The sequence below is a fragment of the Tistrella mobilis genome (assembly GCF_039634785.1).
GTDB lineage: Bacteria > Pseudomonadota > Alphaproteobacteria > Tistrellales > Tistrellaceae > Tistrella > Tistrella mobilis.
In genome coordinates this window covers 16,767-41,111 of the sequence record NZ_JBBIAB010000008.1, presented here as the reverse complement: position 1 = coordinate 41,111, position 24,345 = coordinate 16,767, and the positions used below count along the sequence as shown (strand labels likewise).

Annotated in this window: 24 protein-coding genes; 17 read left to right on the top strand and 7 right to left on the bottom strand. The window is 67.5% G+C overall.

The annotated features are described in order from the left end of the window. Positions 1–601: 601 nt before the first annotated feature. The 7 genes from WI697_RS13195 to WI697_RS13165 all read left to right on the top strand — a co-directional run bounded on the left by WI697_RS13195 (position 602) and on the right by WI697_RS13165 (position 9,047). The gene (locus tag WI697_RS13195; protein ID WP_345958781.1) at positions 602–1,399 is read left to right on the top strand and encodes an ABC transporter ATP-binding protein; all 798 of its coding nucleotides are present in this window, start codon (positions 602–604) and stop codon (positions 1,397–1,399) included. Continuing rightward, positions 1,399–3,327, top strand: a complete 1,929-nt coding sequence (locus WI697_RS13190; protein WP_345958780.1) for a long-chain fatty acid--CoA ligase — start codon at positions 1,399–1,401, stop codon at positions 3,325–3,327. Before WI697_RS13195 ends, WI697_RS13190 begins: the two co-directional genes overlap by 1 nt. A 99-nt stretch (positions 3,328–3,426) precedes the next feature. After that, positions 3,427–4,320, top strand: coding sequence for a branched-chain amino acid ABC transporter permease (locus tag WI697_RS13185; RefSeq protein WP_014746579.1), 894 nt, complete (start codon positions 3,427–3,429; stop codon positions 4,318–4,320). A gap of 10 nt (positions 4,321–4,330) precedes the next feature. Next, positions 4,331–5,401 carry a branched-chain amino acid ABC transporter permease gene (locus WI697_RS13180; RefSeq protein ID WP_345958779.1) on the top strand — a complete coding sequence of 357 codons (1,071 nt, stop codon included), beginning with the start codon at positions 4,331–4,333 and terminating at the stop codon, positions 5,399–5,401. Positions 5,402–5,558: 157 nt separating this feature from the next. Beyond that, positions 5,559–6,791, top strand: coding sequence for an ABC transporter substrate-binding protein (locus WI697_RS13175; RefSeq protein WP_345958778.1), 1,233 nt, complete (start codon positions 5,559–5,561; stop codon positions 6,789–6,791). A 94-nt stretch (positions 6,792–6,885) separates the two neighbouring features. Beyond that, entirely contained in the window at positions 6,886–7,737 is an 852-nt protein-coding gene (locus WI697_RS13170) for an ABC transporter ATP-binding protein (protein ID WP_041606622.1), read from the top strand. 68 nt (positions 7,738–7,805) lie between these two features. Further along, the gene (locus WI697_RS13165; protein WP_345958777.1) at positions 7,806–9,047 is read left to right on the top strand and encodes a phenylacetate--CoA ligase family protein; all 1,242 of its coding nucleotides are present in this window, start codon (positions 7,806–7,808) and stop codon (positions 9,045–9,047) included. A gap of 108 nt (positions 9,048–9,155) precedes the next feature. Here WI697_RS13165 and WI697_RS13160 read toward each other — a convergent pair whose 3' ends face one another. From WI697_RS13160 to dctP, 6 genes are all read right to left on the bottom strand, one after another. After that, positions 9,156–9,881 (bottom strand): ribonuclease activity regulator RraA, encoded by a 726-nt coding sequence (locus WI697_RS13160; protein ID WP_345958776.1) that lies wholly within the window; start codon positions 9,879–9,881, stop codon positions 9,156–9,158. Positions 9,882–9,895: 14 nt separating this feature from the next. Next, positions 9,896–11,626 (bottom strand): L-arabinonate dehydratase, encoded by a 1,731-nt coding sequence (gene araD / locus WI697_RS13155; RefSeq protein WP_345958775.1) that lies wholly within the window; start codon positions 11,624–11,626, stop codon positions 9,896–9,898. A 5-nt stretch (positions 11,627–11,631) separates the two neighbouring features. Then, positions 11,632–11,796 carry a hypothetical protein gene (locus WI697_RS13150; protein WP_345958774.1) on the bottom strand — a complete coding sequence of 55 codons (165 nt, stop codon included), beginning with the start codon at positions 11,794–11,796 and terminating at the stop codon, positions 11,632–11,634. A gap of 10 nt (positions 11,797–11,806) precedes the next feature. Next, positions 11,807–13,123 (bottom strand): TRAP transporter large permease, encoded by a 1,317-nt coding sequence (locus WI697_RS13145; protein ID WP_062763086.1) that lies wholly within the window; start codon positions 13,121–13,123, stop codon positions 11,807–11,809. Continuing rightward, a complete protein-coding gene (locus WI697_RS13140) occupies positions 13,113–13,634 on the bottom strand; it encodes a TRAP transporter small permease subunit (RefSeq protein ID WP_345958773.1) in 522 nt (173 codons plus the stop codon). The genes WI697_RS13145 and WI697_RS13140 overlap by 11 nt, the downstream gene beginning before the upstream one ends. A gap of 74 nt (positions 13,635–13,708) precedes the next feature. After that, positions 13,709–14,731, bottom strand: coding sequence for a TRAP transporter substrate-binding protein DctP (dctP, locus tag WI697_RS13135; RefSeq protein WP_345958772.1), 1,023 nt, complete (start codon positions 14,729–14,731; stop codon positions 13,709–13,711). 124 nt (positions 14,732–14,855) lie between these two features. Between dctP and WI697_RS13130 the strand changes: the two genes are divergently transcribed. Then, entirely contained in the window at positions 14,856–15,575 is a 720-nt protein-coding gene (locus tag WI697_RS13130) for a GntR family transcriptional regulator (protein ID WP_345958771.1), read from the top strand. Positions 15,576–15,602: 27 nt separating this feature from the next. On the opposite strand, the gene WI697_RS13125 is transcribed toward WI697_RS13130, so the two are convergent. Next, positions 15,603–16,250, bottom strand: a complete 648-nt coding sequence (locus WI697_RS13125; RefSeq protein WP_014746591.1) for a LysE family translocator — start codon at positions 16,248–16,250, stop codon at positions 15,603–15,605. A gap of 154 nt (positions 16,251–16,404) precedes the next feature. Here WI697_RS13125 and ccmA point away from each other — a divergent pair, with 154 nt between their 5' ends. The 9 genes from ccmA (at position 16,405) to ccmI (ending at position 24,310) form a co-directional block, all read left to right on the top strand. After that, on the top strand, positions 16,405–17,067 hold the full coding sequence (gene ccmA, locus WI697_RS13120) for a heme ABC exporter ATP-binding protein CcmA (protein ID WP_345958770.1): 663 nt from the start codon (positions 16,405–16,407) through the stop codon (positions 17,065–17,067). Then, entirely contained in the window at positions 17,064–17,738 is a 675-nt protein-coding gene (gene ccmB / locus WI697_RS13115) for a heme exporter protein CcmB (protein WP_345958769.1), read from the top strand. The genes ccmA and ccmB overlap by 4 nt, the downstream gene beginning before the upstream one ends. A gap of 162 nt (positions 17,739–17,900) precedes the next feature. Then, complete coding sequence (locus tag WI697_RS13110; RefSeq protein ID WP_062763076.1) at positions 17,901–18,629, top strand: heme ABC transporter permease; 729 nt, start codon at positions 17,901–17,903, stop codon at positions 18,627–18,629. Between the two features lie 196 nt (positions 18,630–18,825). After that, positions 18,826–19,080, top strand: coding sequence for a heme exporter protein CcmD (gene ccmD / locus WI697_RS13105; protein ID WP_323755106.1), 255 nt, complete (start codon positions 18,826–18,828; stop codon positions 19,078–19,080). Beyond that, positions 19,064–19,624 carry a cytochrome c maturation protein CcmE gene (gene ccmE, locus WI697_RS13100; protein WP_014746596.1) on the top strand — a complete coding sequence of 187 codons (561 nt, stop codon included), beginning with the start codon at positions 19,064–19,066 and terminating at the stop codon, positions 19,622–19,624. The genes ccmD and ccmE overlap by 17 nt, the downstream gene beginning before the upstream one ends. Then, positions 19,624–21,639 (top strand): heme lyase CcmF/NrfE family subunit, encoded by a 2,016-nt coding sequence (locus WI697_RS13095; protein WP_345958768.1) that lies wholly within the window; start codon positions 19,624–19,626, stop codon positions 21,637–21,639. The genes ccmE and WI697_RS13095 overlap by 1 nt, the downstream gene beginning before the upstream one ends. Before the next feature lie 12 nt (positions 21,640–21,651). Then, a complete protein-coding gene (locus WI697_RS13090; RefSeq protein WP_014746598.1) occupies positions 21,652–22,188 on the top strand; it encodes a DsbE family thiol:disulfide interchange protein in 537 nt (178 codons plus the stop codon). Continuing rightward, positions 22,185–22,889 carry a cytochrome c-type biogenesis protein gene (locus WI697_RS13085; RefSeq protein ID WP_345958767.1) on the top strand — a complete coding sequence of 235 codons (705 nt, stop codon included), beginning with the start codon at positions 22,185–22,187 and terminating at the stop codon, positions 22,887–22,889. Before WI697_RS13090 ends, WI697_RS13085 begins: the two co-directional genes overlap by 4 nt. Then, the gene (ccmI, locus tag WI697_RS13080; protein ID WP_345958766.1) at positions 22,886–24,310 is read left to right on the top strand and encodes a c-type cytochrome biogenesis protein CcmI; all 1,425 of its coding nucleotides are present in this window, start codon (positions 22,886–22,888) and stop codon (positions 24,308–24,310) included. The genes WI697_RS13085 and ccmI overlap by 4 nt, the downstream gene beginning before the upstream one ends. The last annotated feature ends 35 nt before the right edge of the window (positions 24,311–24,345 follow it).

Below are 24,345 nucleotides of genomic sequence, written 5' to 3'. Positions count from 1 at the left end.
ATATCAGGGATCGCCCGGAAAGTCCACGAAAACCGCCGCCTTGCACGATGGTCTGGGGTGGGCCCGGGGGCGGGCGCAGGGCTGGTTCGGGCAGCACCGCAGCGCAGTGCCGTCACCGTGCATCGCGCGTGCCGGAACGATGGGGCGAGCCGTCACCGGCTCTTCGGCCGCACCTCTCGTCGAGCGGCGCCCCTGCCGATCAGACCGGATCCGGCCATGCGAACCGATGGCCGCGCGCGTGATCATCGGCGTGATCATCGACAGTTTGCGTGTGTGATCATCCACCCTTGCACACCGTATCGCCAAGGCCTGGGGACGTCATCCTCCAGTATGATAACGGCGTTATTGAAATATTGCTGGGTTTGCCTTCGTAACTTTGGCAAACAGACACTCGGCACGCCACTTGGGATTTGACCCCCGGGGCAGCGTGGTGATGTAATGTCATGACAAAACGGCATGACAAAACAAAGAACGAGGCGCAGCCGCCGCAGCTTCCGTGACCGGTCTGGCATCTGGGGATGCCGGGGAGGACCGGGCGGAACGACGGATGGACACCGGGAGCCGTTGCCCGTCGCGCCCCATACAGGGAGACCCGAGGCCCATGGGCGAACAGACCCCGCTCCTGGAGGTCAAGGACGTATCGTTGCGATTCGGCGGCGTGCGCGCCCTGACCGAGGTCAGCTTCCACGTCCGGCCCGGCGAGCTGTTCTCGATCATCGGGCCGAACGGTGCCGGCAAGACCTCGATGCTGAACTGCGTGTCGGGCCGCTACACGCCCACCGAGGGCCGCATCCTGTTCGAAGGCCGCGACGTGACCGGGCTCTCGCCCAACCACCGCGCCGCCCTCGGCATCGGCCGGACCTTCCAGAATCTCGCGCTCTTCGGCCATATGTCCGTGCTCGACAACATCATGGTCGGCCGGCATCACCTGCTGAAGAACAACGTCTTCACCGGCTCGCTCTACTGGCTGGGCGGCGCCCGCCGCGAAGAGCTGGAACACCGCCGTGCGGTGGAAGACATCATCGATTTCCTCGAGATCGCCCATGTCCGCCGTGCGACGGCGGGGCAGCTCTCCTACGGCCTGCGCAAGCGGGTGGAGCTGGCGCGGGCGATCGCCCTCAGACCCAAGCTGCTGCTGCTCGACGAGCCGATGGCCGGCATGAACCTCGAAGAAAAAGAGGACATGGCCCGGTTCATCATCGACCTCTCCGAGGAATGGGGCATGACCATCATCATGATCGAACACGACATGGGGGTGGTCGCCGACATTTCGCATCGGATCATGGTGCTCGATTTCGGGCGCAAGCTTGCCGAAGGCACGGCCGAAGACGTGCTCAACGACGAGCACGTCAAGAAGGCCTATCTCGGCGAGGACGACGACGAAGAGGCGGTGGCGTGATGTCCCAGCAATTCCCCGATTTCACGGTCCACGACACCCTGCCGAAGCTGCTCGCGCACAACGCCGCCACCCACGGGTCCGAGGTGGCCCTGCGGGAGAAGGAATTCGGCATCTGGAACGAGTTCACCTGGTCCGACTACAACGACCGGGTGCGAGAGATGGCGCTCGGCCTGATTTCGCTCGGCGTCGCCCGGGGCGAGGTGGTGGCGATCCTGTCCAAGAACCGGCCTGAAGCCCTCTATGGCGAGATTGCGATCCATGCCCTGGGCGGCATGAGCCTCGCCATCTACCAGGACGCCATGTCGAGCGAAGTCGCCTATCTGCTCAACTATGCCGGCGCCCATGTGGTGCTGTGCGAAGACGAAGAGCAGGTCGACAAGCTGCTGGAACTCGGCGACGACATCCCGACGGTGCGGACCATCGTCTATGCCGATCCGCGCGGCATGCGCAAATACGACGATCCGCGGCTCAAGGATCTGGCAGAGGTCTATGAACTCGGCCGGGCGCTCCACGGCCGGGAGCCCGACCGCTATGCACGGGAACTCGCTGCCGGCAAGGGCGACGACGTCGCCATCCTCTGCACCACATCGGGCACGACCTCGAACCCCAAGATGGCCATGCTGCAGGGCGGGCGCTTTCTCGAGCATTGCGCGCGCTATCTGATGGTCGACCCCAAAGGTCCGACCGACGACTACGTCTCGGTGCTGCCCATGCCCTGGATCATGGAGCAGATCTACGCCGTGGCACAGCCGCTGATCTGCCGCATCCGGGTGAACTTCGTCGAAGAGCCCGAGACGATGATGGCCGATCTGCGCGAGATCGGACCAAGCTTCGTGCTGCTGGCGCCGCGCGTCTGGGAACAGATCGCGGCCGATGTCCGCGCCCGGATGATGGAGAGCACGCCTCTCAAGAATGCGCTCTATGATTTCGGCATGAAGCGGGCGCTGAAGGCGCTGGAGCAGGGACGGCGATCGAAACTCGCTGATTTCGTGCTGCTGCGGGCGCTGCGCGACCGGCTGGGCTTCTCCAATCTGAAATCGGCGGCGACCGGCGGTGCGGCGCTCGGTCCCGACACCTTCAAGTTCTTCCAGGCCCTGGGGGTGCCGCTGCGCCAGATCTACGGACAGACGGAAACCGCCGGCGCCTATACCGTACATCTGGCCGACGACGTCGACATGAACACGGTCGGCAAGCCCTTCCCCGGCGTCGAGATCAGGATCGTCGCGCCCGACGAGAACGGGGTGGGCGAGATCGTCGCCCGCCATGACGGGCTGATGGCCGGCTACTACAAGAACGAGAAGGCGACGGTCGAGGATCTGCGCGACGGCTGGATGTATTCCGGCGACGCCGGCTACTTCGACAAAAAGGGCCATCTGGTCGTCATCGACCGCATCAAGGACATCGCCGAAACCGCGAACCGGGTGCGCTTCTCGCCCCAGTTCATCGAGAACAAGCTCAAATTCTCGAGCTTCATCGGCGAATGCGTGGTGCTGGGCAACCAGAAGCCGTTCATCTCGGCCATCCTGTGCATCCGCTATTCGGTGGTCTCCAAATGGGCCGAGCAGCGGGGCATCGCGTTCACCACCTATACCGACCTTTCGGCGCGGGCGGATGTCTATGATCTGCTGCGTCAGGAAGTGGAGCGGGTGAACGAGACCCTGCCCGAGGCCCAGCGCATCCGGCGCTTCCTGCTGCTCTACAAAGAGCTGGACGCCGATGACGGCGAGCTGACCCGCACCCGCAAGGTGCGGCGCAACGTCATCAACGAGCGCTACGGCCGGATCATCGACGCGATCTACGACGGCCGCGACGACATCGACATCGATACCACCATCACCTTCCAGGACGGCAAGCAGGCGCGGATTCAGACGGTCCTGCGCATCGTCGACCTGGGGGCGCCGGTGGTACCGCTGCGCAAGGCGAGCTGACCGCCGCGCCCCGCCAGGTTTCGGGCCCGCTTGGGCCCCAGGTTTCCGCCCGGAGGGGCCGCATCGCCGGCCCTGCGCAAGCGAGGAGCTTTCCGCGCCATGACGTCTTCACTGTTCGTACAACTTCTGGTCAATGGACTGATCGTCGGCACGCTTTACGGCGTCGTCGCGATGAGTTTCGTGCTGATCTACAAGGCCTCCCAGATCGTCAATTTCGCGCAGGGCGAATTCCTGCTGATCGGCGCCTGGGTGTGCTGGTGGATCATGACCGATCTGCAGCTGCCCTTCTTCTGGTCCTTCCTCTTCACCCTCGCCTTCATGGTGGTGTTCGGCATCCTGCTTCAGGTGGTGGTGCTGCGGCCGCTGATCGGTGAACCGATCATCTCGGTGATCATGGTGACGATCGGGCTCTCGATCTTCTTCCAGGCGATGATGAAGTGGATGTTCGGCGTGTTCGTGCAACCCTTCCCGCCGATCTTCGAGACCAGCTCGGTCACCATCCTGGGCCTCCAGGTCCAGACCGCCTATGTGATGAGCCTTGTGATCTCGCTGATCGCCATGGGTCTCTTCGCCTGGTTCTTCAAATTCTCCAAGATCGGTCTCGCCATGCGGGCGACCGCCTTCAACCAGCAGGTCGCCCAGTCGCTGGGCGTCTCGGTGAAGCAGATGTTCGCCATCTCCTGGGCGATCTCGGCGGTGGTCTCGGCGCTGGCCGGCGTGGTGGTGGGCATCGTCAACGGCGTTTCGGCCGGCCTGTCGCTCTTCGGCTTCAAGGTGTTCCCGGCGGTGATCCTGGGCGGGCTGGACTCCATCATCGGCGCGGTGGTCGGCGGCCTGATCATCGGCGTGCTCGAGAACATGGCGGAATATGTCGACGGGCAGTTCCTGCACATCGGCAACCTCTATGCCGTCGCCCCCTTCTACGTCCTGATCATCATCCTGATGATCAAGCCCTACGGGCTCTTCGGCACCAAGAACATCGAGCGCGTGTGAGGCCGGAACCATGAGCAGCATGTCCCTCCGCCCCTGCGGCGACTACCGGACCTCTTACGCCAAGGACACCACGATCTTCCCGACGAAATGGTCGCGGAATTTCGCCATCCTCGGCCTCATCCTTGCGGCCCTCTTCCCGCTGATCGCCAGCCAGTACCACATGAATCTGGCGATCACGATCGCGATCTACGGCATCGCCGCCCTCGGCCTCAACATCCTGGTCGGCTTCACCGGCCAGATCTCGCTGGGCCATGCCGCCTTCTTCGGCTTCGGTGCCTTCTCGTCCGCCTTCCTCAACAACACCTACGACGTGCCGGTGGTGCTCGCCATCCCGCTCGCCGGGCTCATGACCACGGCGGTCGGCCTGATCGTCGGCATCCCTGCAGCGCGGATCAAAGGTCTTTATCTCGCGATCGCGACGCTGGCGTCGCAGTTCATCCTGCAGGACTTCTTCTCGCGGGCGGACTTCTTCACCGGCGGTTCGGCGGGCGCACTCGCCCAGTCGTTCTCGCTGTTCGGCTGGGAAGCCTATGGCGAGCACAACTTCTACTACGTGGCGCTCGTCTTCATGGTGATCTGCTTCCTGCTGGCCACCAACATGCTGCGCTCCCGCGACGGCCGGGCCTTCGTGGCGGTGCGCGATCACTATCTCTCGGCCGAGGTGATGGGCGTCAACCTCACCAAATACCGGCTGATGTCCTTCGGTGTCAGTTCGTTCTACGCCGGCATCGCAGGCGCGCTCTATGGCCACTATCTGGGCTTCGTCTCGGTCGAAAGCTTCACCATCCTGCTGTCGATCCAGTTCCTGGGCATGATCATCATCGGCGGCCTCGGCTCGGTGATGGGCACGCTGATGGGGACGGCTTTCATGGTGCTGCTGCCCGAGGTTCTGGAAGGCGTCGTCTCGGCCATGAACGGGGCCGGACTGATCGGCGCCTCGTTCATGACCAATGTCGCCTTCCTCAAAGAGGCTGCGATCGGCCTGGTCATCGTCCTGTTCCTGATCTTCGAACCCGACGGGCTCGCCCATCGGTGGCGGCAGATCAAGGCCTACTGGAAACTCTATCCGTTCTCGTACTGATCCGTTGCCGTCGCGGCCCCCGCCGCGACGGAACCCGGCCCCGGCGGGCCCGGATCTCGCGCTTCGCGCGTATGCACCCCGCCCGCCCCATCCGCAGCCGACAACGGTTGCGATCGAAGACAAGAACGAAGCATTCCGCTTCTTCAGGGAGAGACACATGTCCAGGAAGACTCTGACCGGCGCGTTCGCCGCCATCCTGGTCGCCGGCACCGCCTCAGCGGCGATCGCGGCCGACGACATCAAGATCGGCAACCTGGTCGACTACACCGGTGCGACCTCGACGGTCAGCAAGCCGTTCTCGGAAGGCAAGATCGACGCCTTCAACTGGATCAATGCCCATGGCGGCATCAACGGCAAGCAGATCAACGCCGATACCGTCGACTATTCCTATCAGGCACCGCGCGCCATTGCCGCCTATAAGCGCTGGGTGTCGGAGTTCGGCGCCGTGGCGATCGCAGGCTGGGGCACCGCCGACACCGAAGCCCTGGTCGGCTTCCTGGCCAAGGACGAGATGCCTTACTACTCGGGCTCCTATTCCGCCCATCTGACCGATCCGACCGGCAAGTCGGGCGTGGTCAAGGCGCCGGCTCCCTACAACTTCTTCTACAACGTGTCTTATTCGGATGCGCTGCGCGGCATGCTGCAGTGGGCCGCCGAGGACTGGAAGAAGCAGGGCAAGGAAGGTAAGCCCAAATACGTCCATATGGGCGACAACCACCCCTACCCGAATGCCGCCCGCAAGGCCGGTGAGGAATACGCCAAGGAGCTGGGCTTCGACGTCCTGCCGGCGATCCAGTACTCGCTCGCCCCCGCCGACTTCAAGGCGCAGTGCCTGACGCTGAAGGAATCCGGTGCCAACTACGCCTACCTGGGCAACACGGCCGGTTCCAACATTTCGCTGCTGAAGAGCTGCGAGACCGTCGGCGTCGAAGCGCAGTTCATGGCCAACATCTGGGGCTTCGACGAGAGCGCCGCCGAGGCCGCCGGTTCCGCCGCCGACGGCGTGGTCTGGGTGGTCGGTTCCGCCACCTGGCAGGACGATGCCCCGGGCATGAAGCTGGTGCACGAGATCGCCGGTGGCGACGGCTATCGCCCGGTCCACTATGTCCGCGGCGTCTGCACGGCCTTCTACATGAAGGAAGCCATGGAGTGGGCCGACAAGAATGGCGGCGTCACCGGGCCGAACATCAAGCAGGGCATGTACCAGAAGACCGACTGGGTGCCGGCCGGCCTGGAAGGCGTGTGCTTCCCCTCCACCTGGACGCCCGAGGACCATCGCGGGACGATCGACATGTATGTCTATCAGGGTGAGGTGAAGGACGGGAAGTTCGCCATGAACCGCCTGGCCGAAACCCGGATCGACCGCCGCCCCGAGTGGCTGGGCTGGTGATCCGACGGGCCCCGTCTGCCGCGTCACGGCGGCGGACGGGGCCTCCCCTCTTCCCGACCCGACCACTCTTTCCTGCACGAGACCTCGCATGTCGATGACCCAGACCGCCACATCCGGCCCCCGGCCCGGCACCGGCGCCCGCCCAGCAGCGGAAGCCGAGCCGATCCTGACCGTCAACAACATCGAGGTCGTCTACAACGACGTGATCCTGGTGCTGCATGGCGTGAGCCTGAACGTGCCCCAGGGTCAGATCGTGACCCTGCTGGGGGCCAACGGCGCCGGCAAGTCGACCACCCTCAAGGCCATCTCGGGCCTGCTCAAGAGCGAGGATGGCGAGATCACCCGCGGCGACGTCACGTTCATGGGCGAGAAGATCAGCGGGCTCGAACCCCAGGAAATCGTGAAGCGCGGCCTGTTCCAGGTGATGGAAGGCCGGCGCGTGGTCGAGGATATGACCGTCGCCGAGAACCTGCGCCTGGGTGCCTATACCCGTCGTGACAGCGGGGTGAAGGCCGATATCGAGATGGTCTATCACTACTTCCCGCGCCTCAAGGAACGCACCGGGCTGTCAGGCTATCTCTCGGGCGGTGAGCAGCAGATGCTGGCGATCGGTCGCGCCATGATGGCGCGCCCCAAACTGATCCTGATGGACGAGCCGTCGATGGGCCTGTCACCGCTGCTGGTGAAAGAGGTCTTCTCGATCATCAAGCAGATCAACGAAGAACAGGGCATGACCATTCTGCTGGTCGAGCAGAATGCCCGTCAGGCCCTGAAGCACGCTTCTTACGGCTACATCATGGAAAACGGCAAGATCGTGCTCGACGGCAGCCGTGATGACCTGATGGGCAACGAGGACGTGAAGGAATTTTACCTCGGCACCGGTGGCGGTGAGCGCAAGTCGTTCAAGTCGATCAAGTCGTTCAAGCGCCGCAAGCGCTGGCTCTGATCTCCGGCCACTTCTCCCGCAACCAGACACCGACGGGCGCCCGCCGCCCCCGCATCCGGTACAGGACGATGACCGACAGCATCCATTACGACGACCGTGAGACCATGGATCCCGAGCGGCGGGAGGCGGGACTGTTCGCACGGCTGCCGGCGCAGATCGCCCTCGCCAAGGCCAAGGCTCCGGCCATGGCCCGGCTGCTGGCCGCGGTGGACGCCCCGGCGATTCGGGATCGCGCCGCCCTCGCCACGCTGCCCGTGCTGCGCAAATCCGAACTGACCACCCGTCAGGCGGCAGAGCCCCCGTTCGGCGGGCTCAATGCCCAGGCACCGGGCGAGCTTGCCCATCTGTTCATGTCTCCGGGGCCGATCTACGACCCGCAGGGCGCGGGGCCTGATCCGTTCCGCTTCGCCCGCGCCTGCTGGGCGGCGGGTTTCCGCCCCGGCGACGTGGTGCACAACACCCTCGCCTACCACTTCACCCCCGGCGGCTGGATGTTCGACACCGGTGCCCGTGCCGTCGGCTGCGCGGTGATCCCGGCCGGTGGCGGCAATACCGAACAGCAGCTGGCGGCCATCGCCCAGTTGAAGCCCACCGCCTTCACCGGCATGCCCTCCTTCCTGAAGCTGCTGCTGGAGCGGCAGGAAGAGGCCGGGCAGGCCGTGACCATCACCAAGGCGCTCGTGACCGGTGAAGCCCTGACCCAGACCCTGCGTCAGGAACTGGGGCGGCGCGGCGTCACCGTGGGCCAGGTTTACGGCACGGCGGATCTGGGCCAGATTGCCTATGAGGGCCCGACCTCTGAAGGCATGATCCTGGACGAGGATCTGATTGTGGAGATCGTCCGCCCCGGCACGGGGGATCCGGTGCCCGAGGGCGAGATCGGCGAGGTGGTCGTCACCACCTTCAGCAGCACCTATCCGCTGATCCGCTTCGCAACGGGCGACCTGTCGGCCTTCATGGCCGGCACCAGCCCCTGCGGACGCACCGGCATGCGCCTGCGCGGCTGGCTGGGCCGGGCTGATCAGACCACCAAGATCCGCGGCATGTTCGTCCATCCGGGGCAGGTCGCCCAGGCGCTGAAGGCCGTGGGCGGCATCTCGCGCGCCCGGCTGGTGGTCACCAACCCCGAGGGCCGGGACACGGCGGTCCTGCGCTGTGAAGTGCCGGAAGCCGGTGCCGATGGTCTTGCCGGCCGGCTGGCCGACGCCTTCCGCACCGCAGCCAATCTCCGGGCCGAGGTGGAACTGGTGACCCCGGGCGCCCTGCCCGGCGACGGCAAGGTTATCGAGGACGCCCGGGTCTATGATTGAGTGAGCCTTCCTTATCCATCCTCCCGCAGCCCATCTCGCGGGGCCGGCCCAAGGCCGCGCCCCGCTTTTTTTTGAGCGGATGGATGAAGGGCGGCTCACCCTCCAGGATCATTCCCCGGTGTCGCGCCGCCAGTCTTCATAAGCGTCGAGGTTCTCCTGCTTCGTCGCAGGGTAGAGGCCGATGATCGTGTCTCCCGCTTTCACCCGCTCCAGCACGAAATCCTCATAGCTCTCCATGGCGGTGCATTCCGCCGCCAGCTCGTCGGCAAGATGGGCCGGGATCACCATCACGCCGTCGGCATCGCCGACCAGCACGTCGTCGGGGAAGACCGCGACATCGCCGCAGGCAATCGGCCCGTTGATCTCGATCGCCTCGTGCAAAGTAAGATTGGTGGGGGCCGAGGGGCGGGCGTGATAGGCCGGCATGTCCAGCCGGCCGATCCCCTCGGCATCGCGGAAGCCGCCATCGGTGACGATGCCGGCGCAGCCGCGCATTTCCAGCCGGGTGACCAGGATCGAGCCGGCCGAGGCGGCACGGGCATCCTTGCGGGCATCGATCACCAGCACATGGCCCGGCGGGCAGGTTTCCACCGCCACGCGCTGCCTGTGCTCCGGATCGCGGAAGACCGTGATCGGGTTGCGATCCTCCCGCGCCGGGATGTAGCGGAGCGTGAAGGCCGGGCCGACCATGCTCCGCCCCTTCCAGGCCACTGGCACGGCGCCCTGGATGAACTGATTGCGCAGGCCACGCTTGAACAGCGCGGTCGCGAGCGAGGCGGTCGAAACGCGGGCAAGCTTTACGCGCGTCTCGTCCTTCAGCGGATGTCCGGTCATCTGGCGGCCTGCCTTCAATAGATCACGGGTTCGTCGACGGGCGCCCCGAAGGACGTCTCCAGATAGTCGAAATCGCAGCCCTTATCGGCCTGCTGGATGTGGTTGGTGAACATCCAGCCCCAGCCCCGGTGGAAGCGCGGCGGCGGCGGGGTCCAGGCCGCCCGGCGCCGGGCGATCTCGTCGTAATCGACCAGCATGTCCAGCCGGCGGCCGGGCACGTCGAGGCGCACGATGTCGCCGGTCCGCAACAGGGCGAGCGGGCCGCCGACATAGGATTCCGGCGCCACATGCAGCACGCAGGCACCGAACGAGGTGCCCGACATCCGGGCATCCGACAGCCGGACCATGTCGCGGCAGCCCTGTTTCAGCAGCGCCCTGGGCATCGGGATCATGCCCCATTCGGGCATGCCCGGTCCGCCCTTGGGGCCGGCATTGCGCAGCACCAGAACGGCATCGGGGGTGATGTCCCAATCCTCGTCGTCCAGCTTTTCCTTCAGCTCGGGATAGCTGTCGAAGACCATGGCCGGCCCTTCATGGACCAGGAATTTGGGATCGCAGGCCACCGGCTTGATCACCGCACCGTCGGGGGCGAGGTTGCCCTTCAGCACCGCGAGCGACCCCTCGTTGTAGATCGGGTTGTCGACCGTGCGGATGACGTCGTCGTTCCAGACCTCGGCACCTTCGATCCCCTCGCCCAGCGTGCGCCCGGTCACGGTCAGACAGTCGCGATGCAACCTGTCGCCCAGCCGCGCCATCAGCGCCCGCAGGCCGCCCGCATAGAAGAAATCCTCCATCAGATAGGTGGATCCGGCCGGGCGGATATTGGCGATCACCGGGGTCACCCGGCTTTTGGCATCCAGGTCGTCGAGGGTGAGATCGACCCCGGCCCGCCGGGCCATGGCGATCAGATGCACCACCGCATTGGTCGAGCAGCCGGTGGCCATGGCGACGGTCACCGCATTGTCGAAGGCCGCCGCCGTCAGGATCCTGGCCGGGGTCAGATCCTCCCAGATCATGCCCACGATCCGCCGCCCGCAGTCGGCCGACATGCGGATGTGGTTGGAATCGGCGGCCGGAATGGACGAGGCCCCCGGCAGCGTCAACCCAAGCGCCTCGGCGATCGCCGTCATGGTCGACGCCGTGCCCATGGTCATGCAATGGCCGTAAGAGCGCGCGATGCCCCGCTCCATGCCCTTCCACTGCGCCTCGGTGATGGTGCCGGCGCGGCGTTCGTCCCAGTACTTGAACGCATCCGAGCCGGAGCCCAGGGTGCGCCCTTCCCAATTGCCGCGCAGCATCGGCCCGGCCGGCAGATAGATCGCGGGCAAGCCGGCCGAGATCGCGCCCATCACCAGGCCGGGGGTGGTCTTGTCGCAGCCGCCCATCAGCACCACGCCGTCGACCGGGTGGGAGCGGATCAGCTCCTCGGTCTCCATCGCCAGCATGTTGCGATAGAGCATCGTCGTCGGCTTGACGTAATTCTCGCTGACCGACAGGGCCGGCAGCTCGATCGGAAAGCCGCCGGCCTGGAACACGCCGCGCTTCACGTCGTCGACGCGCTGCCTGAAATGCTGATGGCAGGGATTGATGTCGGACCAGGTGTTCAGGATCGCCACCACCGGCTTGCCTGCCCAGTCCTGCTCGTCATAGCCCATCTGCAGGGTTCGGGAGCGGTGCCCGAAGCCGCGGAAATTGTCGGGCGCGAACCAGCGCGCCGAGCGCAGCTCGTCATAGGTCCTGGTCATGGGGGTCATCCGGTAAAGGCGAAAATCAGCCAGGTGAGGGCAGCGGCGGCAAGGCCGCCGGCAATTTCCGGCCAGTTGCCGAAATCGAAGCCGTCGGCCGCCTCGGCCGCGGCGAAATCGGCGGCGGTCACCGCCTCGTCCTGATCCTGGATCGGGTCGTCGGGTCGCATCGATGCCTCCTCATTCCACCAGCGAGGGCAGCCAGAGGGCGATGTCGGGGAAGGCCAGCACCAGCAGCAGGCCTACCGCCTGCAGGGCGATGAACGGCATCACCGCGGCGAAGATCTCCTGCAGTTCGACATCCTTGGGGGCCACCGATTTCAGAAAGAAACAGGCCGGACCGAAGGGCGGCGACAGGTAGTAGATCTGGATGTTCATCGCGAACAGCACGCCGAACCAGACCGGGTCGTAGCCCAGATCCTGAACCACGGGGGCGAAGATCGGCACGGTGATGAACAGGATGGCGATCCATTCAAGGAAGGTGCCCAGCACCATCACGATCGCCATCATCACCACGATCACCCAGATCGGCGCGATGTCGAGCGAGGTGAGCATGCCGCGCAGGAAGTCGCCGCCGCCGATCCGGTTATAGATGCCGATCAGCGACACCGCCCCCAGCACCAGCCAGATGATCGAACCGACCGTCAGTGCCGTGCGCCGCATGGCGTCGCGGGCCATGGTCCAGGACAGCTCACCCCGCACCGCGGCGACCACGAGCGATCCGACCGCACCGATCGCCGCCGCCTCGGTCACCGTGGCGACGCCGCTGTAGATCACCCCCAGAACCGCCATGATCAGCACGGCCGGCAGGATGGCACCGTTCAGAAAGCGCAGGCGCTGCACGAAGGGCAGGCCGGTTTCGGGGATGTCGTAGATCGGCGCCAGCGACGGGTTGAGCCGCACCCGCACCAGCACATAGGCGATGAACAGCGAGGCGAGCAGCAGCCCAGGCACGGCCGAGGCCGCAAACAGCTTCGTGATCGAGACCTGGGCGGCCAGGCCGTAGACGATCAGCACCACCGAGGGCGGGATCAGCGTCGCCAGCGCACCGGCCGCACAGATGATGCCGATCGACATCTTGCGGTCATAGCCGAGACGCAGCATCTGCGGCAGGGCGATCAGCCCCAGCATCACGATTTCGCCGCCCATGATGCCGCTCATCGCGGCCAGGACAACGGCCACCACCGTGGTCTGCACGGCGACCGAGCCGCGGAAACGCCCGCCCAGGATCGCCATGCTTTCGAACAGCGTATGCGCGATCCCCGATCGTTCCAGCACATTGGCCATGAACACGAAGAACGGCACCGCGATCAGTTCGTATTTGTGCAGGACCTCGGTGACATTGGCCGAAACGATGAAGAAGCCGGCGCGTTCACCGAAATAGAGCACCGCCGTCACCAGCGACACCGTAAGCGTGGTGACGCCGAGCGGAATGCCGATCGCCATCAGGGCCAGCAGGCCCAGGACGATCAGGATGGTGATGATCTCAATGCCCACCGCCGTCTTCCTTCTCGGTCCCCTGGAACCAGCGGATCAGGTTGGCGAAGAGCTGCGCGACATAGAGCACGCACCCCGCCAGCAGCACGACCTTGAGGTAGCTGGGCTGGATGGAATTGAGCGCCGTGCCGGAATATTCCGGCCGCGCGATCACCCGCATGGCCGGGCTCCAGATCGCCAGGATCAGGCCGGTTACGGCGCCGATCGACACCAGGATCTGGATCAGGCGGAAACGGTGCCAGAGCTTCGGGCCGACCAGGATTTCGAGCATGGTGATCGAGATGTGGCGGTTGCGCTCGGTGACATAGCCGACCGACAGCACCCAGGCCGTGGCGCAGAGCGCCATGGTCACCTCGATTGACCAGCTTGTGGGGTGATCGAAGCCGTAGCGCATCACCACCTCCAGGGCCGAGAGGGCGATGCAGGCGAAGAACAGCGACGCACAGGCCTGGCCGGTGAAGACGCTCACCCGGTCCATGGCCGCGGCGCAGCAGGCGAAGAACCGTCTCATCGGGCCTCCCGCTGACGGAATCCACTCCAGGCCGGTCGCGGCACCGCCATGGCGACACCGCGACCGGCCGGCGATCACTTCAGCAGGCCGATCTGCTTCATATAGGCCAGGTTGGCGTCCAGGGCCTCCTTGGCGAGCGGACCCTTGGCGGCGAACTTCTCCCATTCGATGCGGGCGACGTCGCGCAGCCTGTCGCGGTCGGCCTGGGCCCAGTCGATGACCTCGACCTTACCGGCGGCGGCATCCTTCGCGGCCAGCGCCGCATCCTGTTCGGCGACCACCCGGGTCAGATCGGCCATCGCCATGTAGAACCAGTCCCGCAGCGCCTTCCGGTCGGCCTCGGAAAGGTCTTCCCATTTCTCGCGATTGAACGAGAGCTGCATCGACGGCATCGAATGGATGCCGGGATAGAGTGGATAGCGCGCGACGTCGTTCAGCCCGGTGCTGGCATTGTTGACATAGGCCGAGGCGTCGGCGGCATCGACGATGCCCTTTTCAAGCGCACCATAGACTTCCGAGAACGGGATGGAGACCGGGCTTGCGCCGGCCGCCTGGAACACGGCGGAGGCCAGCCCCTCGGGCGCCCGGATCTTCTTGCCCTTCAGATCGTCGAAGGTCTGGATCGGCACCCGCGCCGGCAGGGCCTCGCGGCTGTAAGGCGCGCAGCCGACCAGATGCGCCTCGCCGTCGGACACCTCGTCCAGCGCCTTCTGCCAGACCGCCTCGCCAGGGCCGTTTTCGCAGAAACCGGCCATCTGCTGCGGCGTGTCGTAGCCCGAGATCAGATCGCCCAGGATGGCGAAGGCGGGCTCCAGCCCCGAAAAATAGTTGACCGAGGTCCAGTCGCCGTCGATCACGCCCAGCCCGACGGCATGGGGCGTCTCCTTGGCCGGCACCACCGACCCGTTGGGCGTGAGGGCGATTTCCACCCGGCCGCCGGTCATCTCGGCGATCCTGGGCAGCCAGTGCTCGGTAAGGTACTGGGTCGAGAAGTCGCCGGCATTGAACGACGTCTGGATGGTGTAGGTCGCGGCCGTGGCCGGTGCCGCGAAGGCGCAGGCCACCAGGCCCGCGAGGGCCGTGATCGTCGGGCGCATTCCATATCCTCCCTGGGCATCGAGGGTTTGATCACCTCGTTGACAAAAGCACTAATATATTAGTTGCCCTGACGCAACATCTGATATGGTCCGGGAAGAGAGTGCTTCAGGGAGCCCGCCGCCCATGTCCCCCAGGCGATCCGTCCTGCCCGACTTCACCGACATCGCCACGCTGGCCGATCTGGACCGGCGGCCGCTGGCATCGCAGGGCATCTATGCCGCACTCAGGCGCCGGATCATCGACCTGGAGCTGAAGCCGGGGGCCCTGCTGTCGCGCACCCAGCTTGCCGAGGAATATGCCGTCAGCCAGACGCCGGTGCGGGACGCCTTCCTGAGGCTGGAACGGGAGAAGCTGGTCGAGATCTTCCCCCAGTCGCGCACGGTGGTTGCCAAGATCGATATCGCCCATGCCCGCGAGACCCAGTTCCTGCGGCTCGCGATCGAGATCGAGGTCGCCAAGACCATCGCCCGCCACCAGACACCGGCGGACTTGACGGCCTATGCCCGTCGCCTGCTGCATCTGCAGGGCCAGGCCTTCGCCGATGGGGATATCGAGCGGTTCTCCATCCTGGACCGGCATTTCCATCTGGCGCTCTACGACGCCGTCGGCCATCCCGATCTCTGGTACATGATCGCCGAACGGTCCGGCCATATCGACCGGCTTCGCGCACTGAACCTGGTCGATCCGGGCAAGGCCCAGGGCATTCTGGACTATCACGGCCGCATTCTGGACCGGATCGATGCGGGCGATACGGCCGGCGTGGAAGAGGCGGTACGCGGCCATCTTTCGGGCACGCTCAGCGCCGTCGCCCGGATCATGGAGCGCCATCCCGACTATTTCTGAGGGCAGGTCCGCCAGCGTCAGGACCAGTCAGGACCAGTAGTCGATCCCGGTATAGACCAGCACGCCGGCGCCGATCGCCGCCAGCACGGCACCGGCGCCGCGCTTGATGCGCATCGGCCAGCGCGGCGCGAGTTTGCGGCCGGCATGGGCCGCGCCCCAGGCAAGACCCGCCCACCACAGCGCACCACCCGCCGCAATGCCGCCCAGAAGCGGGATCTTGTCTTCGGCGAAGCGGCCGAGGGTCGCGAACAGGGCAAGGAAGGCCGCAACCGCCGTCGGGTTGACGATGGTGAGCGCGAAAGTGGCGATGCAGCCGGAACAGGCGGCCATCACCCGGTTGCGACCGTGATAGGTCGGGTTGGGCAAGGCGGTGATCTGGCCGCCGTCGCGGCTGAGCGCGCCGGTCGCGGTCACCAGCCCCATGATCAGCAGCAGCAGGCCCGCAAACAGCTGCAAGGGCCGCTCGAAGGCATAGATCTGCTCGATCCAGCCGAGCCCCGCCACGGCGATGCCGGCATAGACCAGATCGGCCAGCACGACGCCCAGGCCGGTCACGAAGCCCACCCGCCAGCCGCGGTCCAGGCTGCGCCCGATCACCATCACCGCCGCCGGCCCCACCGGGGCCGCGACCACCAGACCGATGCCGATGCCCGCGAGGAAGCTGGACAGGATCATGCGCCGATCGTCCGCTCCGCCATCTGTCCTCCTGTCGTCTTTGCCATCTGGATCGGATCCCGGCCTTTTCGCAAAGCGCCCTTTGGTCTATGCATTGTGGCGCCCCGAAGGCAAGCCCGGAAGCCGTCGACCGAGGCCGTTTCATGAGGATCGCGTGACCACGGACCCGCTGGATGAGACCCCAGACCGGCTGACGCTGCAAGAGCTGGCATGCTTCCGCGGCGACCGGCCGATCTTCATCGGCCTGGATGCGGAGCTGGAGGCCGGCCATGCGCTGGTCGTCACCGGCCGCAACGGCGCCGGCAAATCGACGCTGTTGCGCATCCTGGCGGGCTTCGTGCGCGCCGATGCGGGGCAGGTGCTCTGGAACGGCGTCGATCGCGAGGATCACGACATCCCCTGGCGGGAACGGCTCCACTATCTGGGCCATCGCGATGGCATCGCCGCCGAACTCGCAGCCGGCGCCGATCTCAGGCACTGGGCAGCGATCCTGGGCGTGCCGCGGCCGCTGCGGGCGGCACGGGTGGCCGAAGCGCTGGAGGCTCTCGACATCCCGCATCTGGCCGAGCTGCCGGTGCGGGTACTTTCGGCCGGCCAGCGCCGGCGCCTGGCCCTCGCCCGCCTGCTGCTCGCCCGGCGTCCGCTCTGGGTGCTGGACGAACCCACCACAGCACTCGACCGCGACGGTCAGTCCCTGGTCGCCCGGCTGATCGGCGATCATCTCGACCAGGGCGGCATGGTCGTCACCGCAACCCATCTGGCCCTCGGCCTGGACGACCGGGCCGTGCCGCTCGACATCGAGGAGGCGGCGCCATGAGCCTGGCCGGCACCTTCAGCGCCATCCTGATCCGCGATCTGGCTCGCACCGCCGGCCGGTCCGGCGATGTCGTGGCCGTGCTCGCCTTCTTCGTGGTGGCGGCCACCCTCTTCCCGCTGGGTGTGGGCCCCGGCCCGCAGGTGCTGGCGCGGATCGCCTCGGGCGTGGTCTGGGCATCGGCGCTGCTCGCCGTGCTGCTCTCGCTCGACCGGCTGTTCGATGCCGACCGCAATGACGGGGCGCTCGAAGGTCTGGCCCTCTCCCCCGCGCCGCTCGCGGTCGTGGTGCTGGCCAAGACCGCGGCCCACTGGCTGACCACGGGCCTGCCGCTGATCCTGATGGCACCGCTGGTCGCGATCATGCTGCAGGCGGAGCTGCGGCTCATCCCCGCCCTGATGGCCTCGCTCGCCCTCGGCACGCCGGCGCTGTCGCTGATCGGCGCGATCGGCGCCGCCCTCACCCTGGGCGCCCGGCGCGGGGCGGCGCTGATGCCGCTGCTGCTGCTGCCGCTCTATGTTCCGGTGCTGATCTTCGGGGTCGGCGCCGTCGAAGCGGCGGCGAACGGCCTGCCCATGGGGCCGCATCTGATGCTGCTTGCCGCAGGCTCGGTGCTCGCCCTCGCGCTGGCACCGCTGGCCGCGGCTGCCGGGTTGCGCGCGGGGCTGGACTGATCGGGGCCTGCGCGCGACACTTGGGCGTTCCGGACCGCGTCCGATGGTCGCGCAGGCCCGGCAAGGCTTGACGCCCGGCCGCCAGGCGTGCACCTCCTCGCGGGTGCGGGTTCCGGAACCCGTGTTCCATCTCTTCCTTCAGCCGGCGGGGTCCCGTCCGCGATGCATCGCTACGCCAATCCCACCCTCTATGGCCGCATCGTCGACCGCGTCCGCCGCCCGGCGGCGCTGGCGGGGCTGGCCCTGATCCTGGTCGGGCTCTATCTCGGCCTGTTCGTGGCGCCGCCCGATTATCAGCAGGGCGAAAGCTTCCGGATCATGTATGTCCATGTGCCGGCGGCGTGGATGGCGATGTTCTCCTATGCCGGCCTCGCGGTGTCGAGCGCGGTCTACCTGATCTGGCGCCACGGCGTGGCCGACGTCACCGCCAAGGCGATCGCGCCGGCGGGGGCCGCCTTCACCGCCATCGCGCTGGTCACCGGCGCGCTCTGGGGCCAGCCGATGTGGGGTACCTGGTGGGTCTGGGATGCGCGGCTGACCTCGGTGCTGCTGCTGTTCTTCCTGTATCTGGGCTATATGGTGCTGCGCGACGCCTTCGATGCGCCCGAACGCGGTGCCAAGGCGGCGGCCATCCTGGCGGTGGTGGGTGTGGTCAACCTGCCGATCATCAAGTTCTCGGTCGACTGGTGGAACACGCTGCACCAGCCGGCGACGATCTCGAAGCTCGATGCGCCCTCGATCCACCCGTCCATGCTCTGGCCGCTGCTGGCGATGGCGCTGGGCTTCACGCTGATCTTCGTGGCGATCGTCTGCCTGCGCGCGCGGACGGAACTTCTGGAACGCCGGGCGCGCAGCCTGGAGATGCAGGCGGCGCTCGGCCGCGCCGAGTGACGGGAACAGTAGATAACCGGAACAGGCCAAAGACCGGAACCGACCCGACCCCCGCGGATTTTTGTCACGCAACTTCCGCGACATAGCGGCGCAAGCCTGCCGCAGCACTGGACGCGGGCCCCGGCCTGACACTATCTGTTGCGCAAGATCGCGCCGGGCCCGCCGGACGACGATCATTGTTGAGGACATGACGGCGGTGAACGACCTCGAAACCTTCCTGGCGATGGGCGGCTATGCCGCCTATGTGTGGCCCTCCTTCGGCTTCGCCCTTGTGGTGCTGGCGGGGGTGTGGCTGCAGGCCCGCGTGGCGCTGCGCCGCGCCGAGGCCCGCCTGGCCCGGCTAGAGGCGCTGGGGCTGGACCGGCGCGCACGCCGCCGCCGCCCTGCCCCTTCCGCACCGGGCACCGCCGCCCGCACCGACGGAGCCACCGACGATGCCGCCCGCGCCTGAAGCTTCCGCCGCCGGACGCGGCACCGCCGCCCGCACGCCTGCCCCCCGGCGCTTCAACCGCAAGCGTCGCCGGATGTATGCGCTGGGCGGCATCCTGCTGCTGGTCGCCGTGGCGGTCGCCCTGGTTCTGGGCGCCTTCCGCGACAATCTGCTGTTCTTCTACAGCCCGAGCGACATTCAGGCGAAGCAGGTAGAACCCGGCACCCGGCTTCGGGTCGGCGGCCTGGTCGAGGCCGGCAGCGTGATCCGCGGCCCCGGCACCAATGTCGCCTTCACCGTCTCGGACGGTGCCAAGACCCTGGTCATCCATTACGACGGCCTGCTGCCCGATCTGTTCCGCGAAGGCCAGGGCATCGTCGCCGAAGGCCGCTTGGAACCCGACGGCACCGTAACCGCCGAACAGGTTCTGGCCAAGCATGACGAGACCTATATGCCGCCCGAGGTGGTCGACGCCATGAAGCGTGCCGGCACCTGGCACGGCGAAGGCACGCCCGAAGGCAGCCACCAGAAGCTTCTGAAGACCGGCAGCGGGGATCCCAGCTGATGATCGCCGAACTCGGCCACTACCTCCTGGTCCTGGCGCTCGCCATGGCCATCGTCCAGGCGGTGGTGCCGCTGATCGGGGCCGCGCGCGGCGATGCGGCGCTGATGGCCGCCGGCCGCGGGGCGGCCATGGCCCAGATGCTGTCGATCCTGGGCGCCTTTGCGGCCCTGACCGTCGCCTTCGTCCAGAGCGATTTTTCGGTGCTGCTGGTCGCGGCCAATTCCCACACCGCCAAGCCGCTGCTCTACAAGATCACCGGCGTCTGGGGCAATCACGAGGGCTCGCTGCTGCTCTGGGCCACGATCCTGGCCCTCTATGGCGGCGCGGTGGCGCTGTTCGGCCGCAATCTGCCGCCCTCGCTCAGGGCGCGGGTGCTTGCGGTCCAGGGCATGATCGCGATCGGCTTCCTGCTGTTCATGCTGCTGACCTCCAACCCCTTCGACCGGCTGATGCCGCCGCCGGCAGAGGGGCGCGACCTCAACCCGCTGCTCCAGGACCCCGGCCTCGCCTTCCATCCGCCCTTCCTCTATCTCGGCTATGTCGGCTTCTCGATCGCGTTCGCCTTCGCAATCGCAGCCCTGATCGAAGGCAAGGTCGATGCCGCCTGGGCGCGCTGGGTCAGGCCCTGGACGCTGGCGGCCTGGGTGTTCCTGACGATCGGTATCGCGCTCGGCTCGTGGTGGGCCTATTACGAGCTCGGCTGGGGCGGATGGTGGTTCTGGGACCCGGTCGAAAACGCCTCGCTGATGCCCTGGCTGGCCGGCACCGCCCTTCTGCATTCCGCGATCGTGGTCGAGAAGCGCGACACGCTGAAATCCTGGACCATCCTGCTCGCGATCCTGACCTTCTCGCTCAGCCTGCTCGGCACCTTCCTGGTCCGCTCGGGCGTCATCACCTCGGTCCACGCCTTCGCGAGCGACCCGACCCGCGGCGTCTTCGTGCTCGGCTTCATGTGCGTGGTGGTGGGCGGCGGTCTCACCCTTTATGCCTGGCGGGCGCCGACGCTGAAGCCCGGCGGGCTGTTCGCCCCGGTCAGCCGCGAAAGCGGGCTGGTGGTCAACAACCTGCTGCTGTCGGCTCTGGCCGCCACCGTGCTGATCGGCACGCTCTATCCGCTGTTCCTGGATGCCTTCGCCGGCGCCAAGGTCACCGTGGGCCCGCCCTTCTTCGATGCCACGGTCGTGCCGCTGGCGGTGCCGCTGCTGATCGTGGCCGGTATGGGCCCGTCGCTGGCCTGGAAGCGTGGCGATCTGGGGGCCGTGCTCCAGCGACTGCGCTTCGCCATGGTCGCGGCCCTGCTTGCCGCGGCGGCCGGGTTCTTCGTCGGTGGCATCTCGGTCGATGGTGCGCTCGGCGCGCTTGGCCTGATGCTCGGCGTCTGGCTGGTGGCCGCCAGCCTGGCCGATGTCGCAGAGCGCATCCAGATCGCGAAGGGTGCCGGCACCGCCTGGCGCCGTGCCCGCAATCTGCCGCGCGCCGCCTGGGGCACGGCGGTCGCCCATCTGGGCGTCGGCATTCTGGTGCTCGGCATCACCGGCGCGTCGATCTGGCAGGCCGAAAAGACCGTGACGCTCGCCCCCGGCGAGCGCGCCGAGATCGGCGGCCGGGTGGTCGAATTCCGCGGCGTCACCCAGCAGCCGGGGCCCAATTACCGCAGCACCATGGGCGATCTGCGCCTGATGTCGGGCGACGGACCGGGCGCGCGGGCGGTGGCGAAGCTCAGCCCCGAGATCCGCTTCTATCCCGCCCAGGGCACCACCACCACCGAGGCCGCCATCCGGACCAACGGCATCGCCGACGTCTATGTGGCCCTGGCGGGTGCCGAGCCGGTCAACGGCAGATGGAGCTTCCGGCTCTATCACAACCCGCTGACGCCCTGGATCTGGGGCGGCGCGCTGGTCATGGCACTCGGCGGCATGATATCGCTGAGCGACCGGCGCCTCAGGGTCGGGGCGCCGCGCCGCGCCCGGACCCCGCAGACCACCGGCTCTCTGCCCCCCGCCCCCGCCGAGTGAGTGGCCGCGCCGATGCTGAAGCGTCTGATCTACGTCCTGCCGGTGCTGGTGTTCCTGGCACTGGCCGGGGTGTTTCTCACCGGGCTCGACCTCGACCCCCGGGCCGTGCCGTCGGGCCGGATCGACAAGCCGGTCCCGGCCTTCGCGCTCGGGCCGATCGAGGGCCGGGAGCAGGGGCTCGCCGCGGCGGATCTGGCTGACGGCCGGCCGGTTCTGGTCAATTTCTTCGCGTCCTGGTGCGTGCCCTGCCTGGCCGAACACCCCCTGCTGATGAAGATGGCCCGCGAAGAGGGTGTGCGCATCGTCGGGATCAACTACAAGGACCGGCCCGAGGATGCCCGCCGCTGGCTGGACCGCCATGGCGACCCCTATACCCGCATCGGTGCCGATATCGACGGCCGGACCGGCATCGAGTTCGGCATTTCGGGCGTGCCGGAAACCTTCGTGGTCGACGGCCGGGGCCGCATCCTGGCCCAGCATATCGGCGTGCTGACCGAAGAGGCGCTGGAAGACCGCATCCGTCCGCTGCTGAAGGAGGCGGCCGAATGACCCGCGCCGCTTGCCTCGCGATCGCCGCCCTGCTGGTCGTCTCCGCCCCGCAGGTGCTGGCCCAGCAGACCGACGCCCCGGCACAGCGTGCGCCCCAGGAAATGCCGGCCCCCGGCAGCGTGGCCCCGGGCCCGCTCGCCCAGCCCGAGGTTCCGCTGGCCGACCCGGCGGAAGAGCGCCGGGCGCGCGAGATCTCGAAGGAACTGCGCTGCCTGGTCTGCCAGAACCAGTCGATCGAGGACAGCAATGCCGAACTGGCCCGCGACCTGCGTCAGGTTGTGCGCGAGCAGGTGGCGGCCGGCCGCAGCCGCGACGACATTCTGACCTTCATGGTCGACCGCTATGGCGACTGGATTCTGATGCGGCCGCCGGTCAAGTCGACCACCTATCTGCTTTGGGGCGCCCCGGCGCTGGCCCTGCTGGTCGGGGCTGCGATCGCGATCGGCTTCATCCGCCGCCAGCGCCGCGCCTATGCCGCCCGCGCCGCCGAGGATGGCTTCGCCCGCCCGCTCGACGACGACGAGGCCTGGCGCCTGGCCCGGCTGCTCGACGAAACCGGTCCCGCCCCATCCGGCACGGACGAGGTCTTCGATCCGGCGCCGGACAAGACCCGGGCGGCCGGCGCGGATGACGGCGCCCCCGATGCCTCCGGATCCGACGAAGACGACACGCCGCCCAAGGACGGACGCCCCCAGACATGACCGGTCTCTGGTTCTGGGCGGTCATCGCCCTGGTCACTCTGCTTGCCCTGACCGTGCTGCTGCTGCCGGTGCTGAAAGGTCGCGCCCGCGAACGCGGGGCCGCCCGGCTGGGAGACATCGCGATCTACCGCCATCAGCTGGCCGAGGTCGATACCGAACTCGCCCAGGGCCGGCTGACGGCCGAGGAGGCGACGGCCGCGCGGCTCGAGATCCAGCGCCGGCTGCTTGCCGCCGATGCCGCCCGCGGGGCGGAACCGCATCATGCGCCTTCAGGCCGCAAGGAACGACGCCGGGCCAACCGCCTGGCGGCGATCCTGATCCTGCTGGTGCCGATGATCGCCGTCGGCGTCTATCTGCGTCTGGGCCAGCCCGGCCTGCCCGACCATCCGGCGGCGGAACGGCCGCTTGCCCGGGCGAGCGATGCCGATCTGGCGAAGCTGGCCGAAGAGCTTGCGACCAAACTTGAAGGCGCCGACAGCGAGGACCCCCGTGGCTGGACCCTGCTCGGCCGCGCGCTGAGCAGCCTGGGGCGCCATGACGAGGCCGCCCGCGCCTTCGCCCGGGCGCTGGCCCTGGCCCCCGATGACGTCGACCTGCTGACCAGCGCCGCCGCCGCCGAGGTGATCGCCCGCGGCGGACAGGTCGACGAGCATGCCCGGGTGCTGTTCGACCGTGCCGTCGCCCGCGATCCCGGCAATGCCGCGGCCCGCTATTATCTGGGCCTTGCCGATGCCCAGGGCGGCCGGATTGCCGAGGCGCTGGAACGCTGGGTGGCGCTTGCCGCCGACACCCCCGCCGACGCCCCGTGGCGGGCCGAGCTGGAACGTCAGATCCGCCGCGCCGCCGGCGATCTTGGCCGGCCGGTCGCAGGCCTCATCCCCGAAAGCTGGCGCAGCCCGGGCGAGGCCGCAGAGGCACCCGGCGGCATGGCCGTGCCGCCCGCCCAGGCCGAAATGATCCGCGGCATGGTTCAGGGGCTGGCCTCGCGCCTGGAAAACGCGCCCGAGGACCCCGATGGCTGGCTGCGTCTCGCCCGCTCCTACACCGTTCTCGGTGATCCGGCGGCGGCGCGCGCTGCCCTTGCCCGCGGCGCCGAAGCCAATCCGCGGGTGATGGACCTGCAGCTCGCCCTGATGCAGGCACGGGTCGAGGTTCCGGACGACGGCGACCTCGACCCGCGGATCATCACCGCCGCCCGCGCCGCCCGCGACCGGGCGCTGGCGCTGGCGCCCGAACACGACATGGCGCTCTGGCTGGGGGGCGAGGTCCATGCCCGCGACGGCGAGCTGGATCAGGCCCGCAGCCTGTGGCATCGCCTGCTCGACGTGCTGCCCGCGGACTCGCCCGACCGGCGTCAGGTCGAGGCCCGGATCACCGCGCTCGACGATACCACCAGCGACGTGCCGCCACCTGCCGAGTGATCGGTGCCACTGCCGGTTTCCTCCGGGCCGCCCGC